Source organism: Silanimonas sp. (assembly GCF_027531545.1).
Taxonomy (GTDB): domain Bacteria; phylum Pseudomonadota; class Gammaproteobacteria; order Xanthomonadales; family Xanthomonadaceae; genus Silanimonas.
This window is the reverse complement of the sequence record NZ_JAPZSC010000033.1, coordinates 64,714-82,231: the sequence shown is the minus strand read 5'-3', so window position 1 is coordinate 82,231 and position 17,518 is coordinate 64,714. Positions and strand designations below refer to the sequence as shown.

The 17,518-nt window shown below is 70.3% G+C and carries 21 protein-coding genes; 7 read left to right on the top strand and 14 right to left on the bottom strand.

All coding sequences use genetic code 11. The features are described 5' to 3' along the window. The 5 genes from lptB to O9280_RS14955 are packed head-to-tail and all read right to left on the bottom strand — an operon-like array spanning window position 1 to window position 3,308. Complete coding sequence (gene lptB / locus O9280_RS14975) at window positions 1-720, bottom strand: LPS export ABC transporter ATP-binding protein (protein ID WP_298344534.1); 720 nt, start codon at window positions 718-720, stop codon at window positions 1-3. Further along, the gene (gene lptA / locus O9280_RS14970; protein ID WP_298344532.1) at window positions 720-1,223 is read right to left on the bottom strand and encodes a lipopolysaccharide transport periplasmic protein LptA; all 504 of its coding nucleotides are present in this window, start codon (window positions 1,221-1,223) and stop codon (window positions 720-722) included. The genes lptB and lptA overlap by 1 nt, the downstream gene beginning before the upstream one ends. Beyond that, window positions 1,159-1,755: an LPS export ABC transporter periplasmic protein LptC gene (gene lptC, locus O9280_RS14965; protein WP_298344530.1), complete on the bottom strand. Its 597-nt coding sequence runs from the start codon at window positions 1,753-1,755 to the stop codon at window positions 1,159-1,161. Before lptC ends, lptA begins: the two co-directional genes overlap by 65 nt. Further along, a complete protein-coding gene (locus O9280_RS14960; RefSeq protein ID WP_298344528.1) occupies window positions 1,752-2,303 on the bottom strand; it encodes an HAD-IIIA family hydrolase in 552 nt (183 codons plus the stop codon). Before O9280_RS14960 ends, lptC begins: the two co-directional genes overlap by 4 nt. 3 nt (window positions 2,304-2,306) lie before the next feature. Continuing rightward, window positions 2,307-3,308: a KpsF/GutQ family sugar-phosphate isomerase gene (locus tag O9280_RS14955; protein ID WP_298344526.1), complete on the bottom strand. Its 1,002-nt coding sequence runs from the start codon at window positions 3,306-3,308 to the stop codon at window positions 2,307-2,309. A 70-nt stretch (window positions 3,309-3,378) separates the two neighbouring features. Here O9280_RS14955 and O9280_RS14950 point away from each other — a divergent pair, with 70 nt between their 5' ends. From O9280_RS14950 to O9280_RS14940, 3 genes are read left to right on the top strand one after another with little or no spacing between them, the layout of a single operon-like run. Continuing rightward, window positions 3,379-3,615 carry a BolA/IbaG family iron-sulfur metabolism protein gene (locus tag O9280_RS14950; RefSeq protein WP_298344524.1) on the top strand — a complete coding sequence of 79 codons (237 nt, stop codon included), beginning with the start codon at window positions 3,379-3,381 and terminating at the stop codon, window positions 3,613-3,615. A 1-nt stretch (window position 3,616) separates the two neighbouring features. After that, a complete protein-coding gene (murA, locus tag O9280_RS14945) occupies window positions 3,617-4,876 on the top strand; it encodes a UDP-N-acetylglucosamine 1-carboxyvinyltransferase (RefSeq protein ID WP_298344522.1) in 1,260 nt (419 codons plus the stop codon). 4 nt (window positions 4,877-4,880) lie between these two features. After that, window positions 4,881-5,555: an exopolysaccharide biosynthesis protein gene (locus tag O9280_RS14940; protein ID WP_298344520.1), complete on the top strand. Its 675-nt coding sequence runs from the start codon at window positions 4,881-4,883 to the stop codon at window positions 5,553-5,555. A 30-nt stretch (window positions 5,556-5,585) separates the two neighbouring features. Here the strand turns inward: O9280_RS14940 and O9280_RS14935 are convergent, their stop codons facing one another. The 4 genes from O9280_RS14935 to purM are packed head-to-tail and all read right to left on the bottom strand — an operon-like array spanning window position 5,586 to window position 8,337. Next, window positions 5,586-6,296: a DUF3108 domain-containing protein gene (locus O9280_RS14935; RefSeq protein WP_298344518.1), complete on the bottom strand. Its 711-nt coding sequence runs from the start codon at window positions 6,294-6,296 to the stop codon at window positions 5,586-5,588. Window positions 6,297-6,332: 36 nt separating this feature from the next. After that, entirely contained in the window at window positions 6,333-6,998 is a 666-nt protein-coding gene (gene purN, locus O9280_RS14930) for a phosphoribosylglycinamide formyltransferase (RefSeq protein WP_298344516.1), read from the bottom strand. Further along, the gene (locus O9280_RS14925) at window positions 6,995-7,252 is read right to left on the bottom strand and encodes a hypothetical protein (RefSeq protein ID WP_298344514.1); all 258 of its coding nucleotides are present in this window, start codon (window positions 7,250-7,252) and stop codon (window positions 6,995-6,997) included. The genes purN and O9280_RS14925 overlap by 4 nt, the downstream gene beginning before the upstream one ends. Before the next feature lie 11 nt (window positions 7,253-7,263). After that, window positions 7,264-8,337, bottom strand: a complete 1,074-nt coding sequence (gene purM / locus O9280_RS14920) for a phosphoribosylformylglycinamidine cyclo-ligase (protein WP_298344511.1) — start codon at window positions 8,335-8,337, stop codon at window positions 7,264-7,266. A gap of 167 nt (window positions 8,338-8,504) precedes the next feature. Here purM and O9280_RS14915 point away from each other — a divergent pair, with 167 nt between their 5' ends. The 4 genes from O9280_RS14915 to O9280_RS14900 are packed head-to-tail and all read left to right on the top strand — an operon-like array spanning window position 8,505 to window position 11,949. Beyond that, on the top strand, window positions 8,505-9,668 hold the full coding sequence (locus O9280_RS14915; protein WP_298344510.1) for a DUF2066 domain-containing protein: 1,164 nt from the start codon (window positions 8,505-8,507) through the stop codon (window positions 9,666-9,668). A gap of 21 nt (window positions 9,669-9,689) precedes the next feature. Beyond that, entirely contained in the window at window positions 9,690-10,835 is a 1,146-nt protein-coding gene (locus tag O9280_RS14910; RefSeq protein ID WP_298344508.1) for an AI-2E family transporter, read from the top strand. Further along, window positions 10,832-11,557 carry a DnaA regulatory inactivator Hda gene (gene hda, locus O9280_RS14905; RefSeq protein ID WP_298344506.1) on the top strand — a complete coding sequence of 242 codons (726 nt, stop codon included), beginning with the start codon at window positions 10,832-10,834 and terminating at the stop codon, window positions 11,555-11,557. Before O9280_RS14910 ends, hda begins: the two co-directional genes overlap by 4 nt. Beyond that, window positions 11,554-11,949 carry a hypothetical protein gene (locus tag O9280_RS14900; protein WP_298344504.1) on the top strand — a complete coding sequence of 132 codons (396 nt, stop codon included), beginning with the start codon at window positions 11,554-11,556 and terminating at the stop codon, window positions 11,947-11,949. The genes hda and O9280_RS14900 overlap by 4 nt, the downstream gene beginning before the upstream one ends. A gap of 4 nt (window positions 11,950-11,953) precedes the next feature. Here the strand turns inward: O9280_RS14900 and O9280_RS14895 are convergent, their stop codons facing one another. The 5 genes from O9280_RS14895 to O9280_RS14875 form a co-directional block, all read right to left on the bottom strand. After that, window positions 11,954-13,639, bottom strand: coding sequence for a hypothetical protein (locus O9280_RS14895; protein ID WP_298344502.1), 1,686 nt, complete (start codon window positions 13,637-13,639; stop codon window positions 11,954-11,956). Between the two features lie 300 nt (window positions 13,640-13,939). After that, complete coding sequence (murU, locus tag O9280_RS14890; RefSeq protein WP_298344499.1) at window positions 13,940-14,665, bottom strand: N-acetylmuramate alpha-1-phosphate uridylyltransferase MurU; 726 nt, start codon at window positions 14,663-14,665, stop codon at window positions 13,940-13,942. Between the two features lie 13 nt (window positions 14,666-14,678). Next, window positions 14,679-15,704 (bottom strand): phosphotransferase, encoded by a 1,026-nt coding sequence (locus tag O9280_RS14885; RefSeq protein ID WP_298344497.1) that lies wholly within the window; start codon window positions 15,702-15,704, stop codon window positions 14,679-14,681. A 4-nt stretch (window positions 15,705-15,708) separates the two neighbouring features. Further along, the gene (locus O9280_RS14880; protein WP_298344495.1) at window positions 15,709-15,975 is read right to left on the bottom strand and encodes a GlsB/YeaQ/YmgE family stress response membrane protein; all 267 of its coding nucleotides are present in this window, start codon (window positions 15,973-15,975) and stop codon (window positions 15,709-15,711) included. A gap of 19 nt (window positions 15,976-15,994) precedes the next feature. Beyond that, window positions 15,995-17,488, bottom strand: coding sequence for a M20 family metallopeptidase (locus O9280_RS14875; RefSeq protein ID WP_298344493.1), 1,494 nt, complete (start codon window positions 17,486-17,488; stop codon window positions 15,995-15,997). Between the last annotated feature and the right edge of the window lie 30 nt (window positions 17,489-17,518).

Below are 17,518 nucleotides of genomic sequence, written 5' to 3'. Positions count from 1 at the left end.
TTACATCGTGAAGCTGGAGCCGAGGTAGACGCGGCGGACGTCGGGATTCATCAGCACGTCGTTCGGCGAGCCCTGCGCCAGCACCGTGCCGGCGTTGAGGATGTAGGCGCGGTCGCAGATGCCCAGCGTCTCGCGGACGTTGTGGTCGGTGATCAGCACGCCGATCCCGCGGTGCTTCAGGTGCCGGATGATCCCCTGGATTTCGCCGACGGAAATCGGGTCGACGCCGGCGAAGGGTTCATCGAGCAGCATGTAGCGCGGGTTCGCGGCGAGGGCGCGGGCGATCTCGATGCGTCGGCGTTCGCCACCCGAGAGGCTCTCGCCCAACTGTTCGGCGACATGGCCGATGTGCAGTTCGTCGAGCAGGTGGCCGAGCTCGGCCTCGCGCTGCGCGGGCGAGAGGTCTTCGCGCAGCTCGAGCGCGGCGCGCACGTTGTCGGCCGCCGACAGGCTGCGGAAGACGCTGGCTTCCTGCGGCAGGTAGCCCACGCCGCGGCGCGCGCGCTGGTGCATGGCGAGGGTGCTGATGTCCTGGCCGTCGAGCAGGATCTCACCGGCGTCGCTCGGCACCAGCCCCACCACCATGTAGAAGCAGGTGGTCTTGCCGGCGCCGTTCGGGCCGAGCAGGCCGACGACCTCGCCGGGGTGCAGGTCGAAGCCGAAATCCTTGACGACTTCGCGCTTCTTGTAGCGTTTGGAGAGCGCGCGCGCCGACAGCATCAGTTGCCGGCCGGGCGGGCTTTGGGCTGGATGGTCGTTATCACGCGGCCGCCGTCGCCGCCGCTGTCGATGCTGCCGGTGTCGAGGTTGTAGCGAATCGTCCCGGCTGTGAATTCGCCGCGGTCCTGGGCCACGCGTGCGTCGCCGGCGAGCAGGATGATCTCGTCGTCGGGCGCGTAGGTGACGCGCGCCGCCTGCGCATCGACGACCTCGCCGCGATCGTTTTCCTGACGGATCCGCACCGGGCTGCCCTCGAGGACGATGCGCTGGACGTCGCCGCCGCGGCGCTCGACCGTGGCCGTCGCGGCGTTCACCTGCAGCGTGCCCTGGGTGATCTCGACGTTGCCATTGAAGACGACGTTGTCGTCGTCGCCGAGGCCGCCGGTCTGGCGGTCGGAGCGCACGTTCATCGGCTGCTCGCGGTCGTTCTTGCGCGCCTCAAGGGCGGGGGACGTCAGCAGGGGCAGCAGGACGAGGAGAAGGCTCGGAATAGAACGTCGCATCGACATCGGCGAGGAGCTCGTAGGTTTTGGCCTGCATGTCCACGTCGAGGCCGGTCGCCTGAAGTATAGAGCGGCCTTGCGTGACGGTCACCGCGGCGTCGGTGCGCACCCGCTCCGATTCAGTGAACACGCTCAGGTGGTCGGTGCTGAATCGCATCTGGCGGCCGTCGCCCTCCGGGGGCGCCAGCATCTCCACGCCGCCTTCCAGCCGGACTTCATCGTTGTCGGGGCCGATCCACGCGCTCGCCGAACGGGCGTCCCAGCGCTGCCCGGGGGCTTCGCCCGGGAAACCGAAGCGTGGTTCGGTCAGCGTGGTGACCTGTGCGTCCTGGTCGCGCTCGAGCAGGGGCCCCACCACCGTGAAGCCCTCGCTGCCGTCCTTCCTGAGGGCGGTCATTTCGAAGCCTTCGAGCCGATAGTCGGCACGGGCGTCGGTGCTGGGCGGTGCCGGAGGCTCGCGCAGCCACCACAGCGCGACGCCGGTGGCGGCGGCACCGACGGCGAGCAGCACGCCCAGCCAGAAACGATTCATCGCAGGAAGCCCGCCAGCACGGCCTCGGCCTTGCCCTGCGCGCCGAGGATCAGGTCGCAGAGCTCGCGGGCGGCGCCCTGGCCACCGCCGGCGCGGGTGCGCCAATGTGCGCGCTCCTTCACCCAGGCGTGCGCGCTCGCGGGTGCGACGGCGAGGCCGGCGATGCCCATCGCGGCGAGGTCGACGAGGTCGTCGCCCATCATCGCGGTCTCGGCCGGGGTGAGGCCGTACTTCGCGCACAGCGATTCGAGCAGGGCGCGCTTGTCCTTGACGCCGATATGCACCTCGGTGAGGCGCAACTCGCGCCCGCGCGCTTCCGCGACGGCGCTGTGGCGGGCCGTCACCAGCGCGACCCGCACGCCGTGCTCTTCGAGCAGGCGCAGGCCCATGCCGTCATGGATGTCGAAGGCCTTGAGCTCGCGGCCCTCGGCATCGAGCCACAGGCGGCCGTCGGTCAGAGTGCCGTCGACGTCGAAGCAGGCGAGGCGCACGCGCGCCGCGCGCTCGCGGATATCGGCGGGATAGTCGGCGAGGTGGGCGTAGGCCATGGCTCAGACCACCCGCGCGTTGAGCAGGTCGATGAAGTTCAGCGCACCGACGACGCGCCGCTCGGCGTCGACGACCACCAGCGCGTTGACCTTGTGCTCCTCCATCGCGTGGACGGCCGCACTGGCGAGCTCGTCCGGCGCGATGGTCTTGGGCGAGCGGCCCATCACCTTCGCCACCGCGTCGCCGCGCACGTCCAGCGCCGGGTCGTCGAGCGCGCGACGCAGGTCGCCGTCGGTGAACACGCCGACGAGGCGGCCGTCCGCATCGACGACGGCGGTCATGCCGAGGCGGCCGCGGCTCATCACCACCAGCGCCTCGGCGATCGAGGCCTCCGCGGCGACGCGCGGCACGTCGTCGCCGGCGTGCATGACGTCGCGGATGGTCAGCAGCAGGCGGCGGCCCAAGGCGCCGGCCGGGTGCGAGCGGGCGAAGTCCTCGGGCGTGAAGCCGCGGGCCTCGAGCACCGCCACGGCCAGCGCGTCGCCGAGGGCCAGCGAGGCGGTGGTGCTGGTGGTCGGGGCGAGGTTGTGCGGGCAGGCCTCGGAGGGCACCGAGACGTCGAGGTGCACATCGGCCAATTGGGCCATCGACGAGCCCGGGCGCCCGGTCATGGCGATCAGCGGCACGCCCATGCGCTTCAGCGCCGGCGCGATCATCAGGATCTCGTCGCTCTCGCCGGAATAGGACAGCGCCAACACGACGTCGCGCTCGGTGACCATGCCGAGGTCGCCGTGGCTGGCCTCGCCCGGATGCATGAAGAAGGCCGGGGTGCCGGTGGAGGCGAGCGTGGCGGCGATCTTCCGGGCGATATGGCCCGACTTGCCCATGCCGGTGCACACGACGCGGCCGTGGCAGGCCAGCACCCGCGCGCAGGCCGCGCCGAAGGCGCCGTCGAGGCGGCTGGCCAGGGCCGAGAGGGCGGCGGCTTCCTCGCCGATCACGCGCCGGCCGGTGCGGGCGAAATCGGGCAATCCGGGGGCGGCGGCGGCCGCTGGAGCACTCATGGGAAGCCTTCGGGGAGTACAATGAGGTTCCTAGTTTACGGCAGGGCCTTCGGCCCTCTTCGCCTCCTCCATGAATGCAGATTTCGTGCGCCAGCTGATCGAAGCTGGCCTGCCCGGCGCCCGGGTCCACGTCGAGGGCGCCGACGGCGTGCACTTCGAAGCCACGGTCGTCAGTCCGGCCTTCGCCGGCAAGCTGCCCTTGGCCCGCCACCGCATGGTCTACGCGACGCTTGGCGAGCGCATGGGCGGCGAGATCCACGCCCTGGCCCTCCGTACCCTCACCCCTGACGAAGCCGACCGGAACTGACATGGCCAAGATCGTGATTGCCGGCGGCGAAGCGCTGAACGGCGAAGTGCAGATTTCCGGCGCCAAGAACGCCGTCCTCCCGATCCTGTGCGCCACCCTGCTGGCCGACAGCGCCGTCGAGATCGGCAACGTGCCGCACCTGCACGACGTCACCACGACGATGGAGCTGCTGGGCGAGCTCGGCGTGCAGCTGATCGTCGACGAGAAGCTCACCATCACGGCGGATCCGCGCCACGTGACCAGCACGATCGCGCCGTACGAGTTGGTGAAGACCATGCGCGCCTCGATCCTCGTGCTCGGCCCGCTGCTGGCCCGCTTCGGCCACGCGCAGGTCGCACTGCCGGGCGGCTGCGCCATCGGCTCGCGCCCGGTCGACCAGCACATCCGCGGCCTGCAGGCGCTGGGTGCCGACGTGCTCGTCGAAGGCGGCTTCATCAAGGCCTCGGCCAAGCGCCTGAAGGGCGCGCGCTTCGTGTTCGACATGGTCACCGTCACCGGCACCGAGAACGTGCTGATGGCCGCCACGCTGGCCGAGGGCACCACGGTACTCGAGAACTGCGCGCAGGAGCCCGAGGTCGTCGACCTCGCGAACTGCCTGATCGCCATGGGTGCGCGCATCGAAGGCGCCGGCAGCAACAAGATCATCATCCACGGCGTCGACCGCCTGCACGGTGGGCACTACGACGTGCTGCCCGACCGCATCGAGACGGGCACCTTCCTCGTCGCCGGCGCGATGACCGGTGGACGCGTGATGGCGAAGAAGACCCGCGCCGACATCATGGACTCGGTGCTGCAGAAGCTCGAAGAGGCCGGTGCGCACGTCAACACGGGCGATGACTTCATCGAAGTGGACATGCGCGGCAACCGCCCGAAGGCGGTCAGCCTGACCACCGCGCCGTACCCGGCCTTCCCGACCGACATGCAGGCGCAGTTCGCGGCGATGAACACCATCGCCGAGGGCGTGGGCGTGATCACCGAGACGATCTTCGAGAACCGCTTCATGCACTTGAACGAGCTGACGCGCCTCGGCGCCGACGTCCGCATCGAGGGCAACACGGCGATCATCCGCGGCGTGCCGAAGATGACCGGCGCGCCGATCATGGCCACCGACCTGCGCGCCTCGGCCTCGCTGGTGCTGGCGGGCCTCGTCGCCGAAGGCGAAACCACCGTCGACCGCGTGTACCACATCGATCGCGGCTACGAGAACATCGAAGAGAAGCTGGGCGGGCTCGGCGCGCGCATCCGCCGCTTGCCGGGCTGATCGCGTGCAGCGCGTCGGCGAGGACATCCTCGCGGCCCTCGACGCCGCGGCCAACGCCCCGGTGCCGCCGCGCATCGGCGAAGTACTGGGTGCGGGCGGTGCCTCGGCCTTCGGCTTCACCCTCGTGGTGCTTTGCCTGCCCTTCCTCCAGCCGATCTCGCTCGGCCCCCTCGGCACGATCGGCGGCCTCGCTCTGGCCGGCATCGGCTGGCAGCTGGCGCGCGGCGATGCGCGGCCGTGGCTGCCCGAGTCACTCTCGCAGGCGCAGCTTGATGCGAACCAGTGGCGCCAGCTCGCCGCGGCCGCGCGCAAGGTGCTGGGCTGGGCGTCGAAACTCGTGCGCCCGCGCCTCGGGCATTGGACCGAAGGCCGTCGTGGCCATCGCATCGCCGGCTCGCTCGTCGTGGTCGCCGCGCTGCTGCTGGCGATCCCCGTGGGCGGAATCCCGCTGAACAACCTGCTGCCGGCGCTCGCCATCATCTGCGCCGCCTTGGCGTTGATGGCCGACGACGGCCTGATGTTCCTGTTCGCGCTGTTCTGGCTCGCCGTGACGGTGGGCTACTTCATCTTCCTGTACGAAGTCTTCGTAGCGATGGCGATGAAGGCCTGGGCGTTGTTCCACCTCTGGCCGACGGCCTGGGGCCTGGTCGAAGTCGGCTGGCGGGCCCTCGGCGCCTGATCGTCCGTCGCGGCGCGACCGCCGCCCGCCTCAGCCCCTGCGCAGCAGCCGCATCTCGACGGTCTCGCCGTCGTCCTCGCGCTGTTCGATGCGCAAGGGCAGATGGCCGTCGTCGCGATCCAGCCAGAGCACCGTCGTGCGGCCGCTGGCGTCCTCGCGGCGGCGTTCGATGCGCAGGCCCTGTTCGGAGGCGGCGCCCATCGGCACCGCTTCGGCCTCGCCGATCCACCAAGTCTGCGCTTCCACGGCGCTGCGGCCGGCGACCTGCAGGGCCTGCGCGCCGCGGCGCCCGCCGGCAACGGCCTGCATCAGTGCGACGGTGAGCAGCTGCCGGTCGAGGATGCCTTGCACGTACGGGGCCTCCTGACGCTCGTTGCGGTTGCGCAGCGTGATGCGGCCGGCGGCGGCGTCGACGACGGCGCTGCGTTCGCGCGAGTTGAAGCTCGTCTTTTGCGCGTAGCGGTAGTCGAGCGTTTCCGGGCGGCCATCGACGTAGCGGAAGCGGCTCGATTCGTCGATGCGCACGCCCGCGATCTTCGCCAGGCCCTGGGTGCCGCGCGTTTCGCTGGTGAAGCGCCAGTCGGCGCCGTCGCGGGCGAGGCGCAGCGTGGCCTCACCCAGCACATCGCCGTTGCGACGAACCTCGTAGGTCGCGCTGAACGGGGCCACCGGCGTGGCCGTGGCCGGAAGGGCCAGCGCCAGCGAGAGCGCCAGGGCGCTGCGAAGCAGGATCGAACGCATGGGAGGTCCTTCGTCGTGTCGTCGGGGGCGCCGCGCTCAGGGCGCGGCGTGCAGGCGGTCGTCGTCGCCGAGGCGCAGGGGTTCGCGCAGCGGCGCGCCCTGCCAGCGGATGGCGTCGGCGTCGAGCCGGAGGTTTCCGTTGGCGACGGCCGCGACGCTGGCGAGCAGCAAGGGATGCTCGCGCGTGAGCACGCGCGCGGCCAGCGTTTCCGCCGTGTCGCCGCCGTGCACCGGCACGCGCGCCTGCGCCAGCACCGGGCCGGCGTCCAGTTCCGGGATGACGATGTGGACGCTCGCGCCGTGCTCGGCATCGCCGGCCTCCAGCGCGCGCTGGTGCGTATGCAGGCCGGGGTGGCGCGGCAGCAGCGAGGGATGGATGTTGATCATGCGGTTCGGGAAACGGGCGATCGCGGCGGCGCCGATGATGCGCATGTATCCCGCACAGACGATGAGGTCGGGCTGAACCGCGTCGATGGCGTCGAACATGGCCGCGTCGAAGGCGTCGCGCGTTTCGAACGTGTTCGGCTTCATCGCCCAGGCCTGGATGCCGGCCTCGGCGGCGAGGGCCACGGCACCGCTCTGCGGCTTGTCGGAGAACACGCCGACCACGCCGCCGTGGATGCGCCCCTCGGCGCAGGCCTGCAACAGGGCCGCGAAGTTGCTGCCGCGCCCCGAGGCGAGCACCGCGAGGCGCAAGCTCATCGCGCGGTCGGGCGGCGGGGCAACGCGAGACGCCACGCCAGCGCTGCCGCGCCCAGCGCGGTCAGCAGGCACATGGCGAAGAGCGGTACGGCGGCCTGCAGCAGCAACCAGCCGAACTCGACATCGCGCTGCATGTGCTGGATGAAGGCGAAATCGTCTTTATGGACCAGCGGCCACAGGGCCATCGCCGCGACCGAGGTCGCGACCGCCACGAGGGCGGACAGCGCGATGCCGATGCGGCGTGCCGTGCCCATGCCTCCGGCCCTCAGCCGATGCGCACGCGCTCGTGCACCGACGCGCCAGCGCTCTTCACCACGCGGCCGATCGGGCGTGGCGGCAGGCCGGCGGCGGCGAGCGGCGCGGTGAGCGTCGCGATGGACGCCTCAGGCACCACCAGCACGAAGCCGATGCCGCAATTGAAGGTGCGCCACATCTCGGCGTCGGCGATGGCGCCTTCGCGCTGCAGCCACTCGAACACCGGCGGCAGCACGATGGTGCTGGCGTCGATGTCGAGGCCGAGGCCGTCGGGGATGACGCGGATGATGTTCTCGGTGAGGCCACCGCCGGTGATGTGCGCCATGCCGTGGATCGGCGAATCGGCGCCCGGGAAGGCCTGCAGCAGCGACAGGATCGGCTTCACGTAGAGCTGGGTCGGCGCCATCAGCGCGTCGATCAGCGGCACGCCGCCCACCTGCACATCGAGGCCGCCCTGGGCCGCGTCGAAACCGGCGCGGGCGAGCACTTTGCGGATCAGCGAGTAGCCATTGCTGTGCGGGCCCGACGAGGGCAGGGCGAGCAGCACGTCGCCTTCGCGTATGCGGCCGCCGTCGCGGAGTTCGCTCTTCTCCACCGCCGCCACGCAGAAGCCGGCGAGGTCGTACTCGCCCGGCGCGTACATGTCGGGCATCTCGGCCGTTTCGCCACCGATCAGCGCGCAGCCCGAGAGCTCGCAGCCGCGGGCGATGCCGCCGATGACCGCAGCCGCGGTGTCGATGTGCAGCTTGCCGGTGGCGAAATAGTCGAGGAAGAACAGCGGCTCGGCACCCTGCACCAGCACGTCGTTGACGCACATGGCCACGAGGTCGATGCCGATGGTGTCGTGGCGGTTCAGCTGCTGGGCGAGCTTGAGCTTGGTGCCCACGCCGTCGGTGCCCGAGACCAGCACCGGCTCGCGGTACTTGCCGGAGAGGTCGAACAGGGCGCCGAAGCCGCCGAGGCCACCCATCACCTCGGGGCGGAAGCTGCGCTTCACCAGCGGCTTGATGCGTTCGACGAGGTCGTTGCCGGCGTCGATATCGACCCCCGCGTCGCGGTAGGTCAGGGGCGTCGGGGTGCTCACGGGTGGCGGGCCTTCGGGCATCAAGCGAAGCGCGCAGTTTACCAGCCGGGCTCCGGCCGACGGTCGCCGGGGCCCCCTCGCGGCTGAACCGGGGCCGCCGCGGCCGGTGCCGCGTTGGACGCTTCCGCGCGCCCTGCGGCACCATGGCATGTCCCTCGGAGTCCACGATGCACGCGTTTTCCTCCCGATCCCTCCGCACCCTCGCGCTGTCCGGCCTGCTCCTCGGGGCCTCGATGCCCTCGGCCGACGCGCAGGCGCAGGCCGCAGGCGGAGCGCCCGTCGCGAGCTCATCGGCCCCGGCGGAACCCGCTGCGGCGCCCGCGCGGGAGCTCGAGTGGTACACCGCCGAAGTGCCGGTGAGCTCGCAGGAGAGCCGCGAGCGTGACGCCGCACTTGGCCGGGCGTTGGCCCAGGTGCTGGTGCGGGTGAGCGGGCAGGTCGCGGCGCCGAACGACCCCGTGGCGCAGCGGGCGCTTCGCGTCGCCGAATCGATGGTGGTGGGCACCGAATACCGTGATGTCGAGGAATTGGCCGGTGGCGTGCCGGTGCAGCGCCAGGTGCTGGCGGCCAGCTTCGACCCCGATGCCGTGGATGCGCTGGTGGTCGCGGCCGGCCTGCCGCTGTGGGCGGGCGAGCGGCCGAAGCCGATGCTGTGGCTGGTGGTCGACGATGGCGGCGGCGCCGGTCCGCGCCTGGTTTCGGCGCAACAGATCAACGTGGTGAAGCCGCTGGCGCAGCGCGGCCTGGAGCGCGGCCTGCGTTTCCTGCTGCCCGGCGGTACCGCCGTGGAGCAGCCCGCCTCCGGCAGCATCTGGGCCCTCGATGCCGCCGCGGTCGGCGTGCTGTCCAGCCGCTATGGCGCCCGCGTGCAGTTGCTCGGCAAGGTGGCCCGCGCCGGCGCCGCGGGCTGGACCAGCGAGTGGCTGCTGGCCGACGGCGCCGAGGAGTTGGCGCGCTGGAGCGTCACCGACCCCAGCCCGCAGCGCGCCATCGCCGCCGGTGCGGACCGTGCGGCCGACACCCTCGCGGCGCGGCAGGCGAAGCGCGTCGAGGCCGGCAAGGCCGAGGTGATCGAGGCCGAGATCCTCGGCATCGACAGCCAGTCCGCGTGGCTCGATCTCGCCGCCTACCTGCAGTCGCTGCCGGTGCTGCGCGGCTTCGACGTGATCGAAGCCCAGCCCGACGCGATGCGTGTTCGCCTCGATCTCGCCGTCGACCGGACGCGCTTCGAGGCGATGCTCGCGGGTTCCGGCCATCTCGTTCCGGAAGCCACGGCGCCAGCCACGGATCCGACCCTGCCCACGCGGGTGCGCTACCGCGTGGCCCGCTGACCCGACGCAAAGGACGGCCCGATGAATCCACCGCTGCTCTGGTTGCGCCCCTGGCTCTGGCTCGGCGGCTTCGTCGTGCTCGGCCTGCTGCTCTGGCTGCTGGGCCCCGTGCTGACGCCCTTCGCCGTCGCCGCCCTGCTGGCCTGGGTGGCTGATCCGCTGGTCTCGCGCATCGAGCGCCGCGGCCGTTCGCGGAGCACGGCGGTGACCCTCGTCTTCCTGATGATGAGCCTGCTGGTGGTGCTCGTCGTGCTGCTGCTGGTGCCGATGCTGAAGACGCAGATCGAGCAGGCGGGGGAATGGGGCCCGAAGCTCGGCGTGTGGATCACCGGAACGGCGATTCCCTGGGTGGAGGCCCGCTTCAGCGTGTCGATCGCCACTTATGTCGATCCGGCGGAACTCGGCAACCTGCTGAAACAACACTGGCAGCAGGCTGGCGGGGTGGCAGCGAACGTGATCGGCGGCCTGTCGAAATCCGGCCTCGCCTTCCTCGCGCTGGTGGCCAACCTGCTGCTGATTCCGCTGGTCACGTTCTATTTCATGCGTGACTGGCGCGGGATGATCGACGCGGTGCACGGGCTGATCCCGCGCCCGCTGGAGCCCACGGTGGTTCGCCTCGCTCGCGAGTCCGACGACGTGCTGGGCGGTTTCCTGCGCGGTCAGGTGAGCGTGATGATCGCTCTGGGCCTGATCTACGGCGTGGGCTTGAGCCTCATCGGCCTCGACCTCGGTTTCCTGATCGGTATGATCGCCGGCCTGCTCAGCTTCGTGCCCTACCTCGGCACGGCCATCGGGCTGGTGGCGGCGGTCATCGCCACCCTCGTCGAGCACGGCGATCTCTTCCACCTCGTCCTCGTGTGCGCGGTGTTCAGCGGCGGCCAACTCATCGAGGGCTTCGTGCTGACGCCGTGGCTGGTGGGCGATCGCATCGGCCTGCATCCGGTGGCGGTGATCTTCGCGATCATGGCCGGCGGCCAGCTCTTCGGCTTCCTCGGCATCCTGCTGGCGCTGCCCGCGGCGGCGGTGTTCATGGTGCTGCTGCGTTACGCGCATGAGCGCTACAAGCAGAGCCTGCTGTACCGCGAGGACCGCGACGGCGACGGCGTTCTGGAAGGCGAGGCTGAAGGCCCGCCCGCCGACGAGGCTGGCGACACGCGTCCGGCATGAGCGCCCAGCTGCCGCTGGCGCTGCCGGTGGGGCCGGACCAGCGCTTCGAGCTCTTCGTGGGCCACGACTGGGCCGTCGAGCTGCTGCGTGCCGCTGCGACGGGTGAACGCGTCGATGCGTCGATCGATGCCGGCCTGTTCGTCGAAGGCGTCGAGGGCAGCGGCAAGAGCCACCTGCTGCTGGCCGCGTGTCGCGAGGCGCACGAGGCCGGTCGTCGCGCGCGCTACCTGCCGGTGCCGGCCTTTGCTGGCGCGCTCGGCACGATGCTCGAGGGCCTCGACGCGAACGACCTCGTCGCCCTCGATGGCATCGAGGCTGTTTCCGCTTCACGCGAGGACTGCGAAGCCCTGTTCCACCTGCACAACCGCCTGCGTGACGCGGGACGAACGCTGCTCTACGCATCGCGCCTTCCGGCCGGGGACACGGCTTGGGCGCTGCCGGACCTGCGCTCGCGTTTGGGGCAGGGCCTGAGGGTGTCGCTCGACGTCCTCGATGACGACGGGCGCCGCGAGGCACTGCGTCGCCGCGCCGGACGCCGTGGCCTCGAGCTCGACGACGCCGTGCTCGACTGGCTGTTCCGTCGCGTCGACCGCGACCTGAAATCGTTGACGGCGCTGCTCGATCGCCTCGACCGCGCGGCGATGGCTGCCCAGCGCCGCCTGACCGTGCCCTTCGTTCGCAAATGCCTTGATGGCCCCATGTCCCCGGAGAATGTCCAATGAGCGAACAGCCCATCATCCATTTGGTCGACGAACCGACCGACAGCGAGCTCGCAGCCATTGTCGTCCGACTCGAGCAGTGCCTCGGCGACGGCTTCGATGCTCGTTCCGAAGAGGGGCTCGCCGAACTGCTGGCCTTGTCCTCGAAGGTGGTGGTCGCCTGTCAGGCGATGTTCGCGAGAGGGAAGCAGCGCATCGAGATCGTCGATCACCTTGTTGCCATGGGTGTCCGAGCGGACACGATGACTCCCTTCGTCGAGCGCGCAGAGGTCTTCCATCGCGACGGCGTAAAGCCTGTGGGCGGTGCCTTGAACGGCACTTCGCCCCTTCGCGAAGTCGCGATCCTGTTCATTCTGGCCGTCGCGGCGGCCGTCGTGGGATTCGTCCTGTTCTGATCGGTCAGCGCGATCGGCACACCAGCGTCGGCAAGCCGATGTCATCCTTCGGGCCCGCGTGGCAGGGAATTCCCAGCGCCTTCAGTGACCGGTCGAGGGCTGCGAGCGTGTACGGGGAGTCTCCGCTGTATCCGGCCTGTGCCAAAGGGCATTGCGCGGACACGGACTCGGCTTGGTGCTCATCGAAGCGGGTCACCGCGATGTCCTCCCATGGCTGTTCGGACCAGTGCTCCTGGAGGCGAAGAAGGGCGGGCGTCGTCTCGGGAACCTGCTCTTGCGGGTCGACAAGCTCCCAGAACGCGGCATTCACCCAGTTGCAGTAGGCCGCCGCCGAGGGCGGTGTGTGCACGAGCATCTCGACGGCGGCATCCGCCGCCAAAGTGGCGGGGGCGGCGGACTTCGGCAATTCGATATTCCGCCATTGGATCGCTGCCCGCCGTGCTTCGTCGACGGCGCTGGTGATCCGTTCGATGTCCTGCGAATTCCGGGGCGGGATCGTCTTGCCGTACCAGCGCGCCAGCGACGGGCATTGCTCGATGGACTTCCCCCCGGGCAAGCCAAGGGTCGTCGGGATGACGGTGTCGATGTTCTGCGTGTTGTGCGGATCGAAGCGGGCCAGGATCAGCGCGTCCAGCAGTTGGCGAGCGTGTTCGATCGATGGCTTCACACCCTTTTGGGTGAGGAACTCGGCGTAGCTTGCGTCGCAGTGGCGGTTGGCGAAGTAGAAGTCATGGTCGGCGTAGCCGCCGGTGTAGGGCACTTCCGGCGAGCCGACAGCGGCGGCGATCATCATCGGGTTGGCGATGGCCAGCCGGGCGTAGACCGAGGCCGTCCGCACTTGCTCTTCGGTATACGACTCCGCGGTCATGCTGGGCATGTGGGCGGCAAGGTCGCCCAGCCCTCGCGCGTAAAGCGCGTAGCGGTGATGAGGACGAATGTCCTCTTCCCCCGGCAAGGACTGCTTCACCTGCTCGTCCGTGCCTTCGACCAGGATCAGGTCGAACACCGTCATCCCGGCTCGCTGGGAGGGGGGGATCCGATCTGACAGGCGCTGGCGCAACGACGGCCCAAAGCGATCCAGCGGCAAGGCGATGACATCGGTGGATCCTAGGCCGTTGGCATTCGACAGGAAGGTGGCGACGTCGCCTCGAACCAGGGCCGACTCGGCCGCCTCGCCATTGGCCAGGGTTTTCTCACCCTCATCGCCACAGGGCGCGCGCCAGGTCGCGAGCACAGATTCATCGTAGGTGTCCGGCGCGAGATGCCGCTCGAGCCGCAACAGCAGCCAGCGGTCCGATCGCCACGTAGGGCACAGGATCTCGATTTCGGCGCCGCTCTCGTCCGTTTCGCCCGTGGCGATCCTCGTCAAGGTGACGCGCTGGCCCCAGGGCTGCACGACGACCTCCGGGAGCGCTTGGCGGGTCATTACCCAACGGCCCGCGTTGTCCCGCAGGTGAATCTCCGGGCCGAGCAGGAGCACCGCCAGCAGCCATGCGGCGCTCGTCCGCTTCCCCAGCCAAGGCGCGCGACGGCCGCGCTCGCCGAAGGCCATCGTCATCAGCGCCAGTGTGGCGAAGCCCATCCCGATCACCGTCGCCAACATCTGGAGCCGCTCGCGACCGACCCGGGCGACGCCAAGGATCTCCAGGCCCGCGTCGAAGCGCAGGCATGCGCCGGCAGCGACGGCCATCGCCAGCATCCACACCGAGGCCGCAGCGAACCACAGCAGGCGATCGCTGGCCCATGCGCGCCCAGAAGCACGGAGTCGCCTGCACGCGACGGCCAACGCGGCTGCCGTGAGCCCGCTCACGCCGAAAAACAGAGCCGAGCGGGCGTCTTCGTTGGAGGCGGCAACCGCTGCGAGCAGGGAGCACGCGGCCGCGATGAGTTGCCAGAAGGCGAGATGACCGGCGGCACCCGCCGCGGCGGGATCGATCGTCGCGGGCGAACTCCCGGAGGGTTGGGGGGGCGTTGTCGTGCATCGGGGGAGTCAGGAAGGGGGGAGTTGGGCGTCCAGCGCCGCCAGCCGTTCGGGCGTGCCGACGTCGGTCCAGCGGCCGTCGTGCCGCTGGCCGGTGATCGCGCCGCGGGCGATGGCGGCATCGAACAGCGGGCGCAGCTTGAAGCGCGGCGGCGTTTCGTTGGCGCCGGGTGCGTCGCCGACAGTGCCGCGCCAGCCATCGAGGAATTCGCGGCGGTACAGGCCGATGCCGGAGAAAGTGAGCGCCTCGGCGCCGGCGGTCGCAAGCTGCAGGCGCCCGTCGTCGCTGAGGGCGAAATCGCCGCGGCCGTGGTGTTCGGGGTTCGCCACCATCAGCAGGTGCGCGAGGCCTGCGGGTTCGCGAGGCAGCGTGGCGAAGTCGAAATCCGTCCACACGTCCGCGGCGATGGCGAGGAAGGGGGGCTCGCCCAGCAGCGGCAGGGCGTTGAGCATGCCGCCGCCCGTTTCGAGTGGTTCCGCGCCTTCGTACACGTAGTGGAGGCGCAGGCCCCAGGCGCTGCCGTCACCGAGCGCTGGCGCGAAGCAGTCGGCCAGCCAACTCGTGTTGATCACGACCTCGCGCACGCCGAGGGCGGCGAGCTTTTCGAGGTGCCAGGCGATCAGCGGTTTTCCACCAGCGATGAGCAAGGGCTTCGGCGTGTGCTCGGTGAGCGGGCGCATGCGCTCGCCCTTGCCGGCGGCGAAGACGAGGGCGTGCGTCGGGCGATCGCTCATGCGCGGTGGCGGATCAGCGCGACGGCAGCGCGCCGACCTGCGGCAGCACGCGCTCCTCGATCACCGCCTGCAGGGGCTGCAGCATCCGGTGCCTCGGGATCACGTCGAGCAGGTAGCGCACGAAGCGCGGCGCGTCGGCGAGGTACTTCGGCTTGCCGTCGCGGTGGTTCAGGCGCGCGAAGATGCCGAGCACCTTCAAGTGCCGTTGCACGCCGATGAGGTCGACGTCGCGGCGGAAGTCGGTGAGCCCCGGCACCAGCAGGCCGGCGGCGCTTGCGCGCTCGTGGTAGCGCGCCACTCCCCAGTCCACGAGCTCCTGCGGCCAGCCGTGGAAGGCGTCCTTGAACAGCGAGAGCACGTCGTAGCTGATCGGCCCGACCACGGCGTCCTGGAAATCCAGCACGGCGAGCCCGCCATCGCGAAGCGGCATCAGGTTGCGCGGCATGAAGTCACGATGCACCAGCACGCTGGGCTGCGCGAGGATGGCGTCCATCAGCCGGCGGTAGACCAGCTCCAGCGGGTCGGTCAGCGCGCAGTCGAGCGGGTGGCCAAGGTGCGTGCCCAGCAGCCAGTCGTCGAACAGCTTCAGTTCGCGGGTGAGCAGGGCTTCGTCGTAGCGCGGGAAGCCGGCCGGCGGGGCGATCTTCTGCAGCGGCAAAAGCTGGTCGAGTGCGGCATCGAACCAGGTCGCGGCGTTCGAGTCGTCGACGACCTGCAGCAGGGTCTGCGTGCCGAGATCTTCCAGCAGCAGGAAGCCGGCCTCGACCTCGCGGGCCAGCACGCGCGGCACGCGCACGCCGCCTTGTTCGAGCAGGTCGCGGATCGCGAGCCATGGCCGCACATCTTCCTTGCCGGGCGGCGCGTCCATGACGATGCGCGTCGGCTCGCCACTGCTGCGCCAGTAGCTGCGGAAGCCGGCGTCCATCGACGCGCGCTCCAGCGTTGCGCCGTGATCGCCCAGCGCCGCACGGGCGAAAGCGAGGCGGTCGTCGGCGCGTGCGGCATCGTCGGCCGTCGCGGCCGTTCCGGTGTTCGTCATCGCGTCACTTGCCCTTCAGCGACTTGACCAGCGCGAGCAGCGCCACCGCGCCGCCCACCGCGGCGGCGAAGCGCATCCAGCGCCCGCCGACGGTGATGTCGAAGGTGTCCAGCACCCACGAGGCGCAGATCGCGCCGGCCATGCCGAGCAGGGTGGTGAGGATCAGGCCGAGCTTCTGCTTGCCCGGGAAGATCCAGCGCGCGAGCAGGCCGGCGACGAAGCCCAGCAGCAGGATCTGCACCCAGCCGTAGCCGAGGAAAGCGAGGTCCATCGAACGTTCTCCCTAGAGATCAGCAGCAGCCGTGGTCGCCGAATTCCGCGCCACCCGCGGCAACGCCGACGCCGCGCGTCAGGCCCTTCTGCGAGGCCTCGTAGTGCTCGGCGATCACTTGCGCCACCGCCTGCGTCACGCGCTTGCCGGTGGGGATGTGCAGGAATTCGTTCGGGCCGTGCGCATTGCTGTGCGGGCCGAGCACGCCGGTGATCATGAACTGCGCGCCCGGGAACTTCTCGCCGAGCATGCCCATAAACGGGATGGTGCCGCCTTCGCCCATGTACATGGCCGGCGCGCCGAAGGCGTGCTTCGACGCATGGTCGATGGCGTGCGACAGCCACGGGCTCATCGCCGGGGCGTTCCAGCCGGTGCTGCTCTTCTCCAGCTCGAAGCTCACCTTCGCGCCGTAGGGCGGGCTCTTGATGAGCGCGTCGCGCAGCGCGTGGCCGGCGGTCTTGCCGTCGGCGGTGGGCGGCAGGCGCATCGACAGCTTCACCGCGGTGAAGGGGCGCAGCACGTTGCCGGCGTTCGACAGCGAGGGCCAGCCCTCTTGGCCGGTGACCGACAGCGCCGGTCGCCAGGTGCGGTTGAGCACCAGCTCGGCGAGGTCGTCGAGCGCGGGCTGCATGCCCTTCACGAAGGGGAACTTGCTGTACACCTCGTCGCCGAGAACGGCGGCGGCCTTCTTCGCCTGCTCGATGCGTTCCGGCGGGATGGCGACGTGCAGGGCGTCCAGCGTGACGCGCCCGGTCTCGATGTCCTCGATGCGCGCCAGCAGCTGGCGCAGCACGCGGAACGACGACGGCACGACGCCGCTGGCGTCGCCCGAGTGCACGCCTTCGTCCAGCACGTCGACGCGCAGGTTGCCGCCGGCGAGGCCGCGCAGCGAGGTGGTGCACCAGAGCTGGTCGTAGTTGCCGCAGCCGGAGTCGAGGCAGACCACCAGCGAAGGCTTGCCGATGCGCGCGGCGAGATGGTCGACGTAGAAGGGCAGGTCGTAGCTGCCGGATTCCTCGCAGGCTTCGATGAGGATCACCGCGCGGCAGTGCGGCTTGCCCTGATCCTGCAGGGCCTGGATCGCGGCCAGCGAACCGAACAGCGCGTAGCCGTCGTCGGCGCCGCCGCGGCCGTAGAGCTTGTCACCCTTGATCACCGGCACCCAGGGGCCGAGGTCCGGGTCCCAGCCGGTCATCTCCGGCTGCTTGTCGAGGTGGCCGTAGAGCAGCACCGTGTCGCCATCCGCGCCGCCGCCGTCGGTGCCCGGGACCTCGATGAAGATCAGCGGCGTGCGGCCCTCGAGGCGCACGATCTCGACGGTCATGCCCTTCACCGGCTGCCGCTTCGCCCAGTTGGCGAGCAGCTGCGTGGCGTCTTCCATGTAGCCGTGCTTCACCCAGTCGGCGTCGAACATCGGCGACTTGTTGGGGATGCGGATGTACTCGACGAGGCGCGGGACGATGTCGTCGTCCCACATCTGGCCAACGAAAGACTGGGTGCGGGCGTGGTCCATGGCGGGCTCCGTTGCGGCCGCGGCGGGCCG